The sequence below is a fragment of the Chitinophaga parva genome (assembly GCF_003071345.1).
GTDB lineage: Bacteria > Bacteroidota > Bacteroidia > Chitinophagales > Chitinophagaceae > Chitinophaga > Chitinophaga parva.
Genome location: NZ_QCYK01000002.1, coordinates 553,437 through 569,656 on the forward strand (window position 1 = coordinate 553,437; position 16,220 = coordinate 569,656).

The 16,220-nt window shown below is 50.9% G+C and carries 12 protein-coding genes; 10 read left to right on the forward strand and 2 right to left on the reverse strand.

Translation table 11 applies throughout. From position 1 onward, the window contains the following. Positions 1 to 4: 4 nt before the first annotated feature. From ilvC to DCC81_RS12790, 8 genes are all read left to right on the forward strand, one after another. Positions 5 to 1,048 carry a ketol-acid reductoisomerase gene (gene ilvC, locus DCC81_RS12755; RefSeq protein WP_108687009.1) on the forward strand — a complete coding sequence of 348 codons (1,044 nt, stop codon included), beginning with the start codon at positions 5 to 7 and terminating at the stop codon, positions 1,046 to 1,048. A gap of 186 nt (positions 1,049 to 1,234) precedes the next feature. After that, positions 1,235 to 2,488, forward strand: a complete 1,254-nt coding sequence (gene ilvA / locus DCC81_RS12760; RefSeq protein ID WP_108687010.1) for a threonine ammonia-lyase IlvA — start codon at positions 1,235 to 1,237, stop codon at positions 2,486 to 2,488. 167 nt (positions 2,489 to 2,655) lie between these two features. Then, positions 2,656 to 3,060, forward strand: a complete 405-nt coding sequence (locus DCC81_RS12765; protein WP_108687011.1) for a DoxX family protein — start codon at positions 2,656 to 2,658, stop codon at positions 3,058 to 3,060. 113 nt (positions 3,061 to 3,173) lie between these two features. Next, positions 3,174 to 4,118 carry a FecR family protein gene (locus tag DCC81_RS12770; protein WP_108687012.1) on the forward strand — a complete coding sequence of 315 codons (945 nt, stop codon included), beginning with the start codon at positions 3,174 to 3,176 and terminating at the stop codon, positions 4,116 to 4,118. Between the two features lie 177 nt (positions 4,119 to 4,295). Continuing rightward, positions 4,296 to 7,484: a TonB-dependent receptor gene (locus tag DCC81_RS12775; protein WP_108687013.1), complete on the forward strand. Its 3,189-nt coding sequence runs from the start codon at positions 4,296 to 4,298 to the stop codon at positions 7,482 to 7,484. Between the two features lie 99 nt (positions 7,485 to 7,583). After that, on the forward strand, positions 7,584 to 9,032 hold the full coding sequence (locus DCC81_RS12780; protein ID WP_133177650.1) for a hypothetical protein: 1,449 nt from the start codon (positions 7,584 to 7,586) through the stop codon (positions 9,030 to 9,032). Positions 9,033 to 9,190: 158 nt separating this feature from the next. Then, positions 9,191 to 9,790 carry a hypothetical protein gene (locus DCC81_RS12785; RefSeq protein WP_108687015.1) on the forward strand — a complete coding sequence of 200 codons (600 nt, stop codon included), beginning with the start codon at positions 9,191 to 9,193 and terminating at the stop codon, positions 9,788 to 9,790. 80 nt (positions 9,791 to 9,870) lie between these two features. Next, positions 9,871 to 10,533, forward strand: coding sequence for a hypothetical protein (locus tag DCC81_RS12790; protein WP_108687016.1), 663 nt, complete (start codon positions 9,871 to 9,873; stop codon positions 10,531 to 10,533). 144 nt (positions 10,534 to 10,677) lie between these two features. Here the strand turns inward: DCC81_RS12790 and DCC81_RS12795 are convergent, their stop codons facing one another. Both DCC81_RS12795 and DCC81_RS12800 read right to left on the reverse strand, forming a co-directional pair. Further along, a complete protein-coding gene (locus tag DCC81_RS12795) occupies positions 10,678 to 12,021 on the reverse strand; it encodes a S41 family peptidase (RefSeq protein WP_108687017.1) in 1,344 nt (447 codons plus the stop codon). A 21-nt stretch (positions 12,022 to 12,042) separates the two neighbouring features. Further along, on the reverse strand, positions 12,043 to 12,564 hold the full coding sequence (locus DCC81_RS12800; RefSeq protein WP_108687018.1) for an RNA polymerase sigma factor: 522 nt from the start codon (positions 12,562 to 12,564) through the stop codon (positions 12,043 to 12,045). A 136-nt stretch (positions 12,565 to 12,700) separates the two neighbouring features. On the opposite strand from DCC81_RS12800, the gene DCC81_RS12805 reads away from it, so the two are divergent. Together DCC81_RS12805 and DCC81_RS12815 are read left to right on the forward strand one after the other, a co-directional pair. After that, a complete protein-coding gene (locus DCC81_RS12805; RefSeq protein WP_108687019.1) occupies positions 12,701 to 13,858 on the forward strand; it encodes an NAD(P)/FAD-dependent oxidoreductase in 1,158 nt (385 codons plus the stop codon). 547 nt (positions 13,859 to 14,405) lie between these two features. Further along, entirely contained in the window at positions 14,406 to 16,082 is a 1,677-nt protein-coding gene (locus DCC81_RS12815; RefSeq protein ID WP_108687021.1) for a sodium/sugar symporter, read from the forward strand. The last annotated feature ends 138 nt before the right edge of the window (positions 16,083 to 16,220 follow it).

Consider the following 16,220-nt stretch of genomic DNA (forward strand, 5'->3'; position numbering starts at 1 on the left):
ATTCATGGCAACCATCAATTTTGGAGGCGTACAGGAACAAGTAGTCACCCGGGAAGAATTCCCAATGGAAAAGGCAAGAGAAGTGCTGAAAAATGACACGATTGCAATCATTGGTTATGGTGTGCAGGGCCCCGGCCAGGCACTGAACCTGAAAGACAATGGTTTTAACGTGATCATTGGCCAGCGTAAAAATTCCAAAACCTGGGATAAAGCCGTAGCTGATGGCTGGGTACCCGGTGAAACACTGTTCGAGATTGAAGAAGCCGCTGCAAAAGGCACGATCATCCAGTTCCTCCTGTCTGATGCTGGTCAGATCACCCTGTGGCCCACACTGAAAAAACACCTGACGCCTGGTAAAGCATTATACTTCTCCCATGGCTTTGGTATCACTTATAAAGACCAGACCAACATTGTGCCCCCGGCCGATGTAGACGTGATCCTGGTAGCTCCCAAGGGCTCCGGTACTTCCCTGCGCCGCCTGTTCCTGGCTGGCCAGGGCCTGAACTCCAGCTACGCTATTTTCCAGGATGCCACCGGTAAAGCAAAAGACCGCGTAGTGGCACTTGGTATTGGTGTAGGTTCCGGCTACCTGTTTGAAACTGACTTCAAGAAAGAAGTATACTCTGACCTGACCGGCGAACGTGGTACCCTGATGGGCTGTATCCAGGGCATCTTTGCTGCCCAGTACGAAGTGCTGCGCAAAAATGGCCACTCCCCCTCTGAAGCCTTCAACGAAACCGTAGAAGAGCTCACCCAGTCTCTCATGCCGCTGGTAGCAGAAAACGGTATGGACTGGATGTATGCCAACTGCTCTACCACTGCACAACGCGGTGCACTGGACTGGTGGAAGAAATTCAAGGAAGCTACCCAGCCGGTATTTGAAGACCTGTATGCCAGCGTGGCCGCAGGTAAAGAAGCTGCCCGCTCTATTGCTTCCAACAGCACGCCTGACTACCGCGAAAAACTGGACGCAGAACTGAAAGAACTGCGCGACAGCGAAATGTGGCAGGCAGGTGCAGCAGTACGTAAGCTGCGTCCTGGTAAATAGATAATTTCCAATTGAACCATTTCCAATTTCAATTGGCAAAACATTTATAGACTTCGATGATTATGCCGGAAGTACAATGCTGCAAGGCCTTTGGGTGATTGTAGCATTGTGCTTCCGGCTTTTATTTTACAGTTCCTGGTGTTCAGGTTCTGATATTGGAAATTGTTTCCTGGAAATTGACTTCATATGTTAGTAGAGAACCTCGTAGACGTAGCACAGATAAAGGAAGCGGCCACGCTGTTGAAACCCGTGGTAAACCGCACCCCGCTTACCTATAGTGCTACCTTATCGCGCCGTTACCAGTGCGATGTGTACCTGAAGCGCGAAGACATGCAGATCGTGCGCAGTTACAAATTGCGCGGCGCTTATAACATGATCCGCAGCCTGGAACCCGCGCTGATGGCCAAGGGTGTAACCACCGCCAGCGCCGGTAACCACGCGCAGGGCTTTGCCTATGCGTGCAAGGCATTGAACATACAGGGTGTGGTGTTCATGCCTATTATTACCCCCAAACAAAAAGTGCGGCAGGTGACCATGTTTGGCGGCGACAATATCCAGATCCGCCTCGTGGGTGATACCTTCGACGACTGCTCTGCCGAAGCACAGGCCTTTACCAGGGCCAATGGCATGACCTACATTCCCCCTTTTGATAACCCGAAAATAATTGCGGGCCAGGGCACCGTAGCGGTGGAGATCCTGGAAGACCAGCAAAACTTTGACTTCCTGTTTGTGCCCATTGGCGGCGGCGGACTGGCCGCAGGCGCTGGTACCTACTTCAAAACTTACAGCCCTGCTACCCAGGTGATAGGGGTGGAGCCCGAAGGCGCGCCCAGCATGACGCGGGCATTGGCCGAAGGCGGCCCCGTGACCCTCAACGGTATTGACAGCTTTGTGGACGGAGCGGCCGTGAAAAGGGTAGGCACCCTCAACTACGAAATTTGCAAAACCGTGCTGGACAAAATGCTGACCATTCCGGAAGGCAAGGTATGTTCCACCATTTTGAAGCTATACAACGAAGACGCCATCGTGGTAGAGCCTGCGGGCGCCTTGTCCATTGCGGCTTTAGACGATATGGCCGAACAGATCAAAGGAAAGAAGGTAGTGTGCGTGGTAAGCGGCAGCAACAATGATATAGACCGCATGCAGGAGATCAAGGAAAGGTCTTTGCTGTATGAAGGACTGAAGCATTATTTCATTGTACGCTTTGCACAGCGCCCCGGTGCCCTGCGTGAATTCCTTAACCATATCCTGGGCCCGGATGACGATATCACCCGTTTTGAGTTCATCAAGAAAACGAACAAGGATACCGGCCCCGCCCTGGTAGGCATTGAACTGAAGCACCGGGAAGATTACGAGGCACTGATCGCTAACATGCAGCGCTATCACCTGAACTACACAGAACTGAATAAGAATGATGACCTGTTTGGGTACCTGGTGTAAATAGCCCGGGCCATATGGTCATGTAAAACAGAACGCCGTTTTGTACAGGATGCTTATCTTGTATAATGCGGCGTTGCTGCATTTGGGACCATACCATTTTTTCATAAAATTATACCAGCGGGCCGGCGGAGGAGCCGTTAGCTTTGCGATTCAATTAATCTTGTGATATGAAAACTACGAATGAACAGTTGTCTTACGCCCTGCTACGTATCACGATGGGCGCGGCTATGATGGGGCATGGGCTGGTGCGTATTCCCAAGCTGGAAGTGTTTGCCGGGGGGATGGTGAAAATGTTTGACGGCGTGCTCCCGGCAGCGCTGGTAACGCCGTTTGCCCATGTACTGCCTTTCCTGGAATTTATCATTGGGGCATTACTCATCCTGGGCTGGCTTACCCGTGCTACCCTGGTAGTGGGTGCCGTGCTGATGATGGTGCTCATCCTGGGCAGCTGCCTGCTGGAGAAGTGGGAGTTTGTAGGTACCCAGCTGGTGTACAGTTTCCTGTACTTTGTGTTGCTGCGCTTTCTTGCTTTTAATGCGTATGCGCTGGATAATGGCATAAAGAAGCAATAAACCCGCCGGTTAGCCCCAATATTACCGAATTGTTAAGCCTCAAAATTGATTAGGAACCCCGTTTCCTGCAAGCGTACTCTTTATGTCGGGCCACTCAAAACGCCGCCATAAAAATGGACATACAGCCACTCTTGCAAAAGTATTTTAAAGGGGAATGCACGGAAGCCGAGCAGGCCTTGGTAGAACGCTACCTGGCCAGTGAGACTACCCCGGAGCTGGATGCCCTGCTGATGCAAACGTGGCGCGAGGCGGAGACAGACCCCAAAATAAAACAACTGCCCCGTACCCAACCTGCTCACTGGTATCGTATAGCCGCGGCCGTAACCCTGCTGATCATAGGCGCGGCGGGCGCCTGGATGCTGGGTGCCGGGCGCAATGGCCACAAAGCCCTGGCCAGCCAGGCCTGGGATACTTTGTCCAACAAGGGTGGGGAACTGCAACGCTACCACCTGCCGGATGGTTCTGTGGTGTGGCTCAATGCTTATTCACACGTTATTTATAATGAAGGTTACAACACTGATAACCGCGAGCTGTGGCTGGCGGGCGAAGGCTACTTTGAAGCCGCCCCCGGTGCAGCACATCCCTTCCAGGTGCACACAGGTAATATCACTACCATGGCACTGGGCACCACCTTCAATATTTCCACCGCCAATCATGCAGATGGCAGCATAGAAGTGGCACTGCTTACAGGCAGGGTAGCGGTGAGCACTACCGATGCGGCACACCAGTTCCGCAGGGAGTTGCTCCCCGGCCAGCGGCTGTTGTTCTCTCCCGCAGGAAGCGCCACCGTGGCCCTTTTCCACGAGGCGGAGGTGGTAGACTGGAAGCAGGGAAAGATCATATTTGACAAGGTAGACATGAATGATGTATTTGCAAGGCTGCAGCAACGGTATGGATGCCATATTATCCTGGAAGACAGCCTGCTGGCGCATAAAAAGATATCGGGAACGTTCAGCGCCGGCCAGTCACTGGAGCATGTAATAGCCACTTTAAAATATGTACACGGTTTCACGTACACCCAGGTAAACGCAAACACGTACCTGATTCATAAACATTGAAGATCACAACGGCAAGCCACCAGCGAAAAATAAAGAAGGTCCAAATAAAAAAGCACTGCCTTGAAACAGTGCTCACTACCAGGGTAAACATCCCGGTACGGTAGTCATTTTTAACTTGAAAAAACAAAGAACGAAGGTATGCAAAAATTTACAAATCGATTTTGTACAGGAAGGGCTATGTCCAAAAATATGCTTTTCCTGGCCTGGTTTGTAGCGGGCATCTGCCCGGCGGTACTGGCCGCACAATCTTATAAGTCATTGAATGATAAAGTACAGCTGCAAATGGAGCATACAACGGCAGCTGCAGTGGTAAGGGCTTTGCAACAACAGACAAAGTACACGTTTATCTACGATCCCGAATACCTCCAGCATTGTAAAGTAAGTGCCCCTCACTTTAACAGCCATTCTATTGCAGACGTGTTACGTTACCTGGATGAAAATGAACCGATCGATATTGAAATGACAAATGGCAGCACCATTGCACTGCGCCGTGGCCGCCAGGAAAGCGTGGCCGCCAAAGATGGAAAGATCACCGGGAAAATAGTTGACAATAAGAACGAGCCCCTGCCGGGTGTAACCATCCTGGTAGATGGCGGGAGAGGTGTTATCAGCCAGGCGGATGGCACCTATGAGCTGAACCTGCCTCCGGGTAATTATACGATCACTTATAGCTTCCTCTCTTATGAAACTAAAAGAGTTACTGATGTGGTGGTGCGCGAAGACGCTAATACGCCGTTGAATGTACTGCTGCGCAATAGTGGCAGCCGCCTGAAAGAAGTGACCGTAACGGCCAGCTACCGCAAGGCTTCGGTGGAAGGGCTGTATGCGATGCAGAAGAATAATGCAGCAATGACAGATGGGATCAGTGCTGCACAGATCGCCCGTACCCCGGATAAAAACCTGGGGGAGGTGATGAAGCGGGTAAGCGGGGTATCTACCATGGATAACAAATACGTGGTGGTACGTGGCTTGAGTGAGCGGTACAACCAGGCGGTGTTGAACGGCCAGGTGATGCCCAGCACGGAACTGAACCGCAAGAACTTTAGTTTTAATATACTGCCTACCAACATCGTGGAAAATGTACAGGTAGTTAAAACACTGACACCCGATCACAGTGCCGAATTTGGCGGCGGCTCCGTGGAAGTAACCACGCTGGATATACCGTCGTCTGATTTTCTTTACGTACAGGCAGGCACCAGCTACAATGACAATACCACCGGGAAGGATTTTTATTCCGTAGGCCTGGACAACCAATCCTACCTCGCTTTACCAGGCAAGAGCCGTTATTTTATGGGGAGCCTGGATTATAAAAGCAACAAGGAAATGTTCCAGCGGTTTGACGCCAGTGGCAAAAATGTTTCAGCAGTGAATAATAACTGGGGCATTGCCGCGATGAAGGCACCTGTTTCTCAAAATTACCAGCTATCGGCAGGACATGTTTTTAAACAGGGGAGCCGTCAAATGGGTATTATGGCTTCCGCCGGGTACCGTAATAATTTTGCTACACAGGATATCGTAATGGCGCAGAACGGTTATTCCCTCGGCGGTGTAGATGCGTCACAGGGAGTGCTGTTTAACGGGAAGCGCTATGGGTTTAATACTGACCTGGGAGCCACGTTGGGCCTGGGCTATCGCAGTGCCGGCATGCGCATGTCACTGCAAACCCTTTACCTGCGCAACCTGGATCAGCCATTTATTTTTGGCGGTGGTGGTGCGGTGAATAATACCCGTGTTAACTCAAGGGGTTATTATGATATTACCACGCAAACAAATCTTTGGCAGTCGCAGTTAAAAGCAGAATGGGCGCTGGATAAACGGGGGGCAAAACTGAATGCTATGGTAAGCTACCTGCGCCTGGATAAGCTGCGCCCGGATAACCACATTTCCCTGAACGATTACCTGCAGCCAGACAGCACAGCGCCTTATAATTACAATATTGATGCGGGTAACGCCCCTTATCTCGCCATGGGCTCACTACGCCAGTGGAACAGGGCCCTGGAGCGCAATACCAGCTGGGAGTTGAGCTACGCAACACCGTTTAAATTCAATATCGGGAACCTGCCGCTTGAAAACTCGTTGAAGGTAGGCTATTGGGGTGCTTACAAAGACCGGTCGTTTTACGTAGTGCGCTCATATTCCCAGTTTAACAATAACGGCATTTTTGTACCGATCTCACAGGCTTTCTCTGCTGACTATGATCTGAAATTTGATTTTGACCGCCAGTATGGCGATAACTTTCGCGCAGCTATTGGTCAGCATGCAGGCTATGTGATGCTGGACAATAAGATCGGTAAATTCAGGCTGATCTGGGGTGTGCGTGGTGAATATTATGACCTGAACAAGATCGGCAGTGCATTGGATAGTGCAAAGCAGGCACTGATTGCAGCGAATGGGGGGAAAGATGACCTGGATTTCTCCGCCATCCAGCATATTGAAAAGCCTTTCCGCCTTTTTCCTTCCGCTAACCTGGTGTATGCGCTGACGCCCTCCATGAACTTACGTGCAGCTTATGCAAAGAGCATTATCCGCCCCGATCTGCGTGAGCTCTCTGTTTTCCGGGAGTACGACTTTGAACTGGGAGGCGTGTACCTCGGCGATTACGTGCGGTCTACCTTGATCAGTCACTATGATCTCCGTTACGAATGGTACCCTAACCCCGGTGAAATACTGAGCTTGTCAGGCTTTTACAAGGATCTGAAATACCCGATGGAAATATACCAGGATGGTACTTCTGAACTATACTCCCTGCGCAATAATAAACAGGCTAAGAATTATGGTGTGGAAGTGGAAATGCGTAAGTCGTTTGCATTTACCAAAGTGCCGGTATTGGAACACCTTACCCTCTATGGCAACTTTACCTACCTGGATGCGCGGGTGGTGCCACTGGTTAAATATGGCTTTAAAGCAGATTCTCTCAACCCCAGGAAAATAGTGGTGGAGGAAATTACCGGCAAGGAGGAAAAACGCCCGCAAACCGGCGCCAGCAATTACCTGGTCAACGCTGGTACTAATTTTGACTGGAGCCCGGTAAATGTAACGGTGAATTATAACTACACCTCCAACCGTACTTTCCGCGCCGCCATTCCTTACCAGCTTTCCATTTTTGAACGCCCGCTTACTTCGCTCGATGCGCAGGTAGCTGTATTGCTCCTGCACAGGAAAATGGAAATAAAAGTGAATGTCGCCAACCTGCTCAACAGTTACTCCATCATTTACCGGAATAATTATAACGACAACGGCGATACCCAAAACGGGAAAAGAGACCCCACTACAAAAGAATTGCTCTATCAGAAAGGCCAGGACTATATTGTTTATAAGGCAAGCCCCGGAAAAACATATAGTGCCACTATCAGTTATCGTTTTTAATGCAATGTGCAGATCGGTTTATAGTTAACACAGTATACGCGTATCCATTTATAATACCCTGATCAGGTGTCTCAGTTTTAACCTTGAAAAAACAAAAAAATGCAAAAAAAGTCCATCATTGTTTCCGCCTTATCTGCAATGACCCTTGCAGGCGTTATCCTGGCTTCTTCCTGTAAAAAGGACAACAACGTAAACAACCATGCCGCAGTAGCTGGCGCGCTGGTTCTGTCTGTCTGCGATAGCACTACCACCAAAGCTACCGACAGCACCATCACTGGCAACATCACTGCTGACCTCCACCTGGGTAACACCAAACGTTACATCCTGGGTGCCCAGGTTTGGGTGACCGGTAACCACACCCTGACCATCGACGCTGGTGCGGTGATCGCAGGTAAAGTAGGCGATACCACCATTGGCGGTGTACCCGGTGGTGCGCTGATCATCACCAAAGGTTCCAAACTGGTAGCAGTTGGTACCCCTGCAAACCCCATCGTATTTACTTCTGCTAACTCCGGTACTGCTACTGCTCCCCGCTCCGGCGACTGGGGTGGTATCATCCTGCTGGGCCAGGCACCTACCAACGCTCCGCTCACTACCGTTGTGGAAGGTGTTACTCCCCCCGCTGGTGTAGACGGTACTTTTGGCGGCAGCCTGCCCCACGACAATTCCGGTATCCTCAAGTATGTACGTATTGAGTATGCTGGTTATGCACAGGTAGTAGACAAGGAAATCAACGCCCTCACCCTGGCTGGTGTAGGTGATGGTACTACTATCGACTATGTGGAAGCTTTCAAATCAAACGACGACTCTTTCGAATGGTTTGGTGGCACTGTAAACTGCTCCCACCTGATCTCTGTTGACGCACTGGACGACATGTTCGATACCGACAACGGTTTCGTAGGTTCTATCACCTATGCACTGGGCCTGGCTGATCAGAACCGTGCTGACAAGAGCCAGTCTAATGGCTTTGAAAGCGACAACGACGCTACCGGCAGCGCTAGCACTCCGTTCACGCATCCCAAGTACAAATTTGTAACCATCGCAGGTACCACTGCTGCCCGTGCTGCAGTTACCAACAGCGCTCCCTCCGGCGCCGGTTCTTATGGCCGTGCTGCCCATATCAGAAGAAATGCGGAGTTCACCATCGACAGCTCTATCTTCCTGGGTTACAATGAAGGCTGGGATATGGATACAACGCTGCCTGCAAGCGGTGCTAATACCATCAGCAAATATGTTGCAGGTACTTCTACTACTAATAAGCTGTTTGCTACAGGCTACACTTCCGCTGGCGGTGTTCAGTACGGTTATACCAAAGAATTCAGCGGTGTATTCTCACTGTACACTATGAAAGCCGGTGACAACGATGTAACTGTATCTGGCCCCACCACCATCCTGCCGCTGTTCACTACGCATACGAACATCAGCAACTTCATCCCCACCAGTGCTACCTACAGAGTGGCTGGCGCATTCCCCAATGGTACCAACTGGACCAAGAACAATGCTCCCGCCTGTACTTCAGACCATCCGGCCTGGGTAAGACTGCAATAATCTTTACCGTGTTGTGCAGGGCTGTTTGCCTTGCACAACACCTTTTCTAAATTAAATATCTGATGCGTTATTCAATCTTAGGAGTTCTATTATTTGTTTTATTAGCAACCGCCTGTAGAAAAGGCGAAGTATCAAGTGACCTTCATTTTTATGGGAAAGTGACCTTCAGTGTGGTGCCCTATCCCAATACACCCGTTATAGGCGCCATATTTAAAAGCGATTCAATACCTACCGGCCTTGTAGGCAAGTTGCTTCCTGCCGGAGTAGCAGGAAAGCTGCAGGTTTTTGACCTGGATGCAGATACCCTGATTGCGGATACGCTGATCATGGTACCCAAGGATGGCCAGCTGGATTTCAAATTTGTATATGCAACAGACATTGGGATAAGTGGGTTTCTAAATACCCAGCCCTATGCGCCGGATACCGCTTATTTCAACTTCCAGAACTCCGTAAAGATAGATGGGGCAAAGGTGCCGGTGGACGTAAAAGTATCCGTAATGAATAACACAACCGGTGAGTTTGAGGAACTGTTCACGCTGGAGAATCTTGCTCCGGGTAAGCTTTCCGCTACTTACTCACTTCCGGGGTTTGATGCATCCGGCAATAGCAATAATTACTTTGCAGAAGTGCTCAATGCAGATACCAAAGCAGCGCTGTCGCCCGGCCCTGTATTCGTAGGCGCGGGAGGCTCTTTCTTTATTGACCAGCTATATACGGATATAGATGGTATGGTGTACCCCAATTACATCAGTTTTTAGACGGGCGTTACAAAACAGAAAAAATTAATTCCATATAAAACGGATCATTCATTGTTTTTTCCCCCACCAATAAGATGGTTATGAAATTCCTTAGATCCATCAGCAATGGTTTTTACACAGGCCTTTTGATTACAACAGTGGTGCTGCTGGTAAGCAGCTGTAAAAAGGATGAGCTGACCGCCCGGAAGGAGGTTACGGTAATGCAGGTAGTACCCCTGTCGGATACCTTGCCAGCCATAGTTACACAACCCACCCTGCTTACCGGCACACACCCCTGGTTCATTAAAGGCTGGCTGTATGTGACCAATGACGCTTCCCTGGCCATTGAACCGGGCGCGGAGATATACACGCTGCCGCCGGCACAGGGTGGTGGATCTGGTATCATCGTAACGAGAGGCAGTAAACTGGTGGCAAGGGGAACCGGCCGTTTCCCGGTAAATTTTTACCTCGGAGGAAAGGGAGGAGGCATCATTTTATTAGGGAACGCACCGGCTGGCAAAAAGGATATTTATGATAAAGCCAATTGGGTAGCGGGGCAAAAGCTTAGCTATGGGGGTACCTACCCTGCAGATAGCACGGGAGCCCTGGAACATGTGCGTATAGTTTACAGAAAAGATGATAATGTAAATAATTTCCCCGGTGGCCTGCTGCTGCTGGGCGTAGGCAGCAAAACACGTATTACAGAGGTGACCCTGGAACTGCACGACGTGCATGCCGGGGTGGATACCGGGCGATTAAAATGAGCGTATGGCCGTCCGGCAAATGTTTATACTCAAACTGCGTAAAATTGATATTCTCCTAGGACCTTACCCAACGGGCGCATTCTGTTTAGAACGCGCCCTTTTTAAACCCTTGCCGGTACTACTGCAGCCCGTGCATCAGTACCACTAGTGCTCCCTCGCCGGGACGATCAGCTGTGTATGCGGAGCAGACGGGGTGTAAATGGCAGGCGGCCCTTGCGGAGTAGCAGGAGATCCACTGCGCCCGTTCCCGCTGATCAGCCCCAAAGCCTTTGCCAGCAAGGGATCTGCCGGATCGCCAAACGCCCGCAAGGGCAAGCTGCCCATTTCATCCAGCACATACTGCGGGGCAATGCCAGCAGTATAGCCTCCACTACCTTTGGCATTCAACAGCCGGTAGGTGAGAGGCTCCAGTACCCAGTTAAGCCGCTTTACACTCCGCTGGTCCGTGATCACGATCGCGGCCTTGTCCTTTCCATAGGTGGTTTCACCGATCTGGATCACCTGCGTATATGCCTTCAGGCAATTGATGGTAAGCTCCGCCGCAGAGATGGTCTTATGCGTGGTAAGGATAAACACACGGGGCAATGCAAGTTGGGCCGGTTGCACATTGGAAAATACCGGCGCCTGCCCGCGCTCCGGGTATGCCATAATATTGGCAAAGCTGCTGGACCGGGTACCAAGGTGCCCGTTGCCGGACAATTGCAGGAAATTCGTATTGGCGTTCACGTTAGGCGCAATGAGTGCGGTGAGCACCGCCGCGGCACTCAGGCTGCCACCAGTGTTATAGCGGAGGTCCAGCACCAGTTCTTGTACACCCGCCGTTTTAAGATCGCTGAAAGTGGCTACCAGGGAGTTGTTGAGATCATCATTGAAGGCGTCGTAAAAAACATAGCCCACTTTTTTGCCACCGCTTTGCAGCAGGGTGTGATACACCGGGTACTCATAATTACCGGCCAGGTATACATCCACCGTGGTGGAATCAGCGCGTTTTAATGTGACTTGTGTGCCGCCCAGCCAGGCATCACTCAATGCAGCGGCATTGCTGGTAGTAAGCGCGGTACCATTAATATGTGTAAACATTTGCCCCCGCTGCAAGCCCGCCATGGCAGCGGCTCCGCCAGGTACCACCTGCTTGATCACGCCCAGCGCACCACCCGGGGCAGCGGGCCAGCTGATCACACTGAAGTCAATGCCATAAGTGTAAAGAAAATAACGTTGAAGGGTAGAGGGGTCCGTGCTGTTGTACAATAAGGAAAATGGGTCGTCGCTGCGGCGCAGGGTGGCAAACCAGTTCAGCGGGCTAAGTGTGGTATCCGCTTTTCCCGGCAATCCATCATTCCATAAATAATAATACCGCATACTATCCAGTACCCACTTATTTACTTCCGCCTGTGTTACCGGGCCGGTAGGCACCGGGGCTACAATATCTTTCTTTTGGCAGGCCGCCAGTACTAACAGGCCTAACCACGAACAACGGGGAATGCGCATGGTATAAAAGTTTGAACAGGGTTAATGCATATCGTAATACTGTAGCAACTCGCGCCGTATAAATTGCAGGGCAATGGTAAGATGGTTCTTCACGGTGGCCGGCGAAATACAGAGGCGGTCTGCAATTTCCTTGTGCGTATAGCCCAGCCTGCGGCTCAGGAGGTACACCGCTTTCCGCTGTTCCGGCATCCGTTCTATCACCTTCTCCAGCTGGCTTTCGTACTCTTTCATCATCAGGGGGGAGGCGTCTTCCTGGGCCTCCGGCGGCTGGTTGCGCGCCGCTTCAGACAGCATCTTTTTTTCACGGTACAGCTTACGGGAATTGTCGATCACGAGGTTTTTGGTGTAAACGAAGAGCAACGGGAAGATGTCCTGGTCCGGGCGCACCTGCTCAATGTTCTCCCATAACCGGATAAAACATTGCTGCGTGATCTCCTGTGCCCTGCTGTGGTCTGCGGTTAACTTGAACGCAAAGCGGTAGATCTTGTCGTTATGCTCGGCAAAGAAACGGTCGAACAATGTTTTGGAAGGGCTATCAGACATGTTTTGCGCAATTAGGCTACTGATCGGGAATTAAATGTAATCGGTTAATGTTATTCTAATGTTAAGCGTTGACAGGGCGATGTGTTAATTTTTCCGCGGGCGGGTGGAACTGCCGCCAATGCCTTAATTTACAGGTATGTTAAGCTTCTGGGAACAAGAAAGTTTTTTGCAGTACCACTACATCGTGGTGGGTAGCGGCATCGTGGGATTGTCCACTGCGCTGGGGCTCAGGGCCCGGGCACCCAGGGCACGGGTGCTGGTACTGGAAAGAGGTGTGCTGCCTACCGGCGCCAGCACCCGCAATGCAGGTTTTGCCTGCATAGGCAGTCTTACCGAAATACTGGCTGACCTGGAAACCATGCCCGCCGCGGAAGTGGCGTCCCTCGTGGCTTTCCGGCGGGAGGGCTTGCGGTTGTTACGGGCCCGCCTGGGCGATGCAGCCACCGGGTACGAAGAAAGCGGCAGTTATGAGCTCCTGGATGCAGGATCGCTTCAGGCATTGGACCGCCTGGAGGAAGTGAACGGATTGCTTATGCCCGTGCTCAATGGCCCTGCGTTTAGTTTGCGCTCACACAAGATCAAAGACTTTGGTTTCAATCCCCGGTCCATTGCAGGGCTGGTGCAAAATAATTTTGAAGGCGGCCTGCATTCCGGGCGCATGATGCGGTCTTTGGTGGATATGGCGCTGCAGCAGGGCATAGAAATAAAAACCGGGTGCACGGTACAGGCATTGGAGCACCTGTCGCAGGGGGTCCGCTTACAGGTAAGCGCCAGTGGTTTGCCCCCCGTGCCCCTGCAGGCAAAAGCCGTGGCACTTTGTACCAATGCATTTACAAAAACGCTTTTTCCCGACCTGGACCTGCAGCCCGGCCGCGGCCAGGTACTGATCACGGAACCTATACCAGGCCTGCCTTTCAAAGGAGTGTTCCATATGGAGGAAGGCTACTTTTATTTCCGGGAGATAGACGGGCGCATCCTGCTGGGCGGGGGGCGCAACCTGGATTTTGCGGGAGAGGCTACCACTGATTTTGCCCTTAATGAATACATACAGCAAGCCTTGCAGGATAAGCTACATAACGTGATCCTGCCCGGTCGCCCGGCGCCGGTGGCCAACCGGTGGACCGGCATCATGGCTTTTGGCGCCACCAAGCAACCTATTCTCGAAGAAAAAGCACCGGACGTTTTCCTGGGCGTGCGCATGGGAGGGATGGGCGTGGCCATTGGCAGCGCGGTAGGGGAGCGCCTGGCGGAAATGATGCTGCCGGAAGCAGAACGGGAATCCTATACGTTTTGATGCAGCACAGATGGATAATGTTTACGCCGCATTGCCTCCGGTGCAACGCAAATGGATAGAACCCGCTATACCCGGCCACCCCCTGGTGCAAAACAAATGGGCACAACCCGCTATACTCCGTCACATCCTGGAGCAAAACAAATGGGCACAACCCGCTATACTCCGTCACATCCTGGTGCAAAACAAACAGGCCAACCTGCTATACTCCGTCACACCCTGGTGCAAAACAAACAGGCCAACCTGCTATACTCCGTCACATCCTGGTGCAAAACAAGCAGGCCAACCCGCTCATTTCCTCCTGCCCCGCACTGGATAAACATCTCAGTAAATTCTATGCTAACGTTTGCATAGTTCCTTGAAAAAAACTATTTTAATTGCCGTTTTTAATTACTTTTGGAACCAGTAAATAAAGTGTCATGTTGACAATTTATAAATTTAAGCGTAATTGGTACGTTTAATCGTTTTTCTTTACTATCTTGATCCGCGTTAAAAAAAACAACAGTCACCACGTAAAATAACATCACACCCACGTTTTTGAATTAATACTATGCAGCAGAACCTATTGCACACCAAGGATTACATCGTTTTCCTGATCTACTTTTTGATCGTAGCAGGTTACGGTATTTACATTTATAACAAGAAGAAAAAGGCTGTTTCAGACAGTAAGGACTTTTTCCTGGCAGAGGGCTCCCTTACCTGGTGGGCCATCGGCGCATCGCTGATCGCATCTAACATTTCTGCAGAACAGATGATCGGCATGTCTGGTTCCGGCTTTAAAATGGGGCTGGCCATCTCCACGTATGAGTGGATGGCTGCTGCCACACTGATCATCGTGGCGGTGTTCTTCCTGCCTATTTATTTAAAGAACAAGATCTATACCATGCCCCAGTTCCTGGAGCAGCGCTATGGCAAAACAGTGGCCACTATCATGGCCGTATTCTGGTTGCTGCTGTACGTGGTGGTGAATCTTACTTCTATTCTTTACCTGGGTGCTATTGCACTGAACACCGTGTCCGGCATCAACTTCGAGGTCTGTATGATCGCACTGGCCTTCTTTGCCGTGGTGATCACACTGGGTGGTATGAAGGTGATCGGTTTCACGGACGTAATACAGGTGTTTTTCCTCATCCTGGGTGGCCTGGCCACTACTTACCTGGCACTGGGCCTGGTAGGCCAGCAGTACAACACCACCGGTGTATTCAACAACTTTCACCTGCTCATGCAGCAGGCACCGGATCACTTCCACATGATCCTGGACAAAAATAATCCCAACTACCTCGACCTGCCCGGCCTGTCTGTGCTGGTAGGCGGTATGTGGATCGTGAACCTGAATTACTGGGGCTGTAACCAATATATTACCCAACGTGCACTGGGTGCCGATCTGAAGACGGCCCGCAATGGCCTGCTCTTTGCCGGTTTCCTGAAAATGCTCATGCCCATCATCGCGGTAATACCCGGTATTGCAGCGTATGTGCTATATCAGAAAGGGATGTTCCATGAAGGCATCGGCGTAGGCGCCGATCAGAACCCGGACCACGCTTACCCCGTGTTACTGAACCTCCTGCCCTCCGGCCTGAAAGGCTTGTCCTTCGCGGCTTTAACGGCCGCCGTGGTAGCCTCCCTGGCTGGTAAGGCAAACAGTATCTCTACCATCTTCTCCCTGGATATTTACAAGAAAATATATCATACTACGGATGAAAAGAAGATCGTGGTGGTAGGCCGTATCACCGTGGTAGTGGCCATGATCCTGGCCATCATTATCTCTCCCTTCCTGGGTATCGATAAGAAAGGTGGTTTCCAGTTCATCCAGGAATACACCGGCTTTGTATCGCCGGGTATTTTTGCAATGTTTATCATGGGCTTCTTCTGGAAACGCACCAACTCCGGCGCTGCCATGTTTGCCATGATCGGTGGCTTCCTGTTGTCTATCGTCATGAAAGTGCTGCCTAAATTTGCAGACCTTTCCGGCCTGGCAGCTTCCGGCTGGTCTAAGCTGAACCCCGACAGTGGCCGTTTTGAGATCGCGTTCCTGGACCGTATGGGCATCGTGTTCGTGGTATGTATTGCAGGTATGATCATTATTTCCCTCATGGACCCCAAGAGCAAAAACAATCCCCGCGGCCTGGAAGTGGACGCACAGATGTTCAAACCATCCACACCTTTCCTGGTGATCTCTTTACTGATCGTTGGTTTGCTTACTGCGCTCTACACCATTTTCTGGTAAGTATATAACTGGTTTAAACATAACAACATCCGCTATACCGATTTCCAATGCCGGAAATGCCGGAAGCGGATGTTGTCTTTTATAAATTACACAAACGCTTGCGTAGCTCATACTGTCCGTGTTTTATCCCCGGTGCTA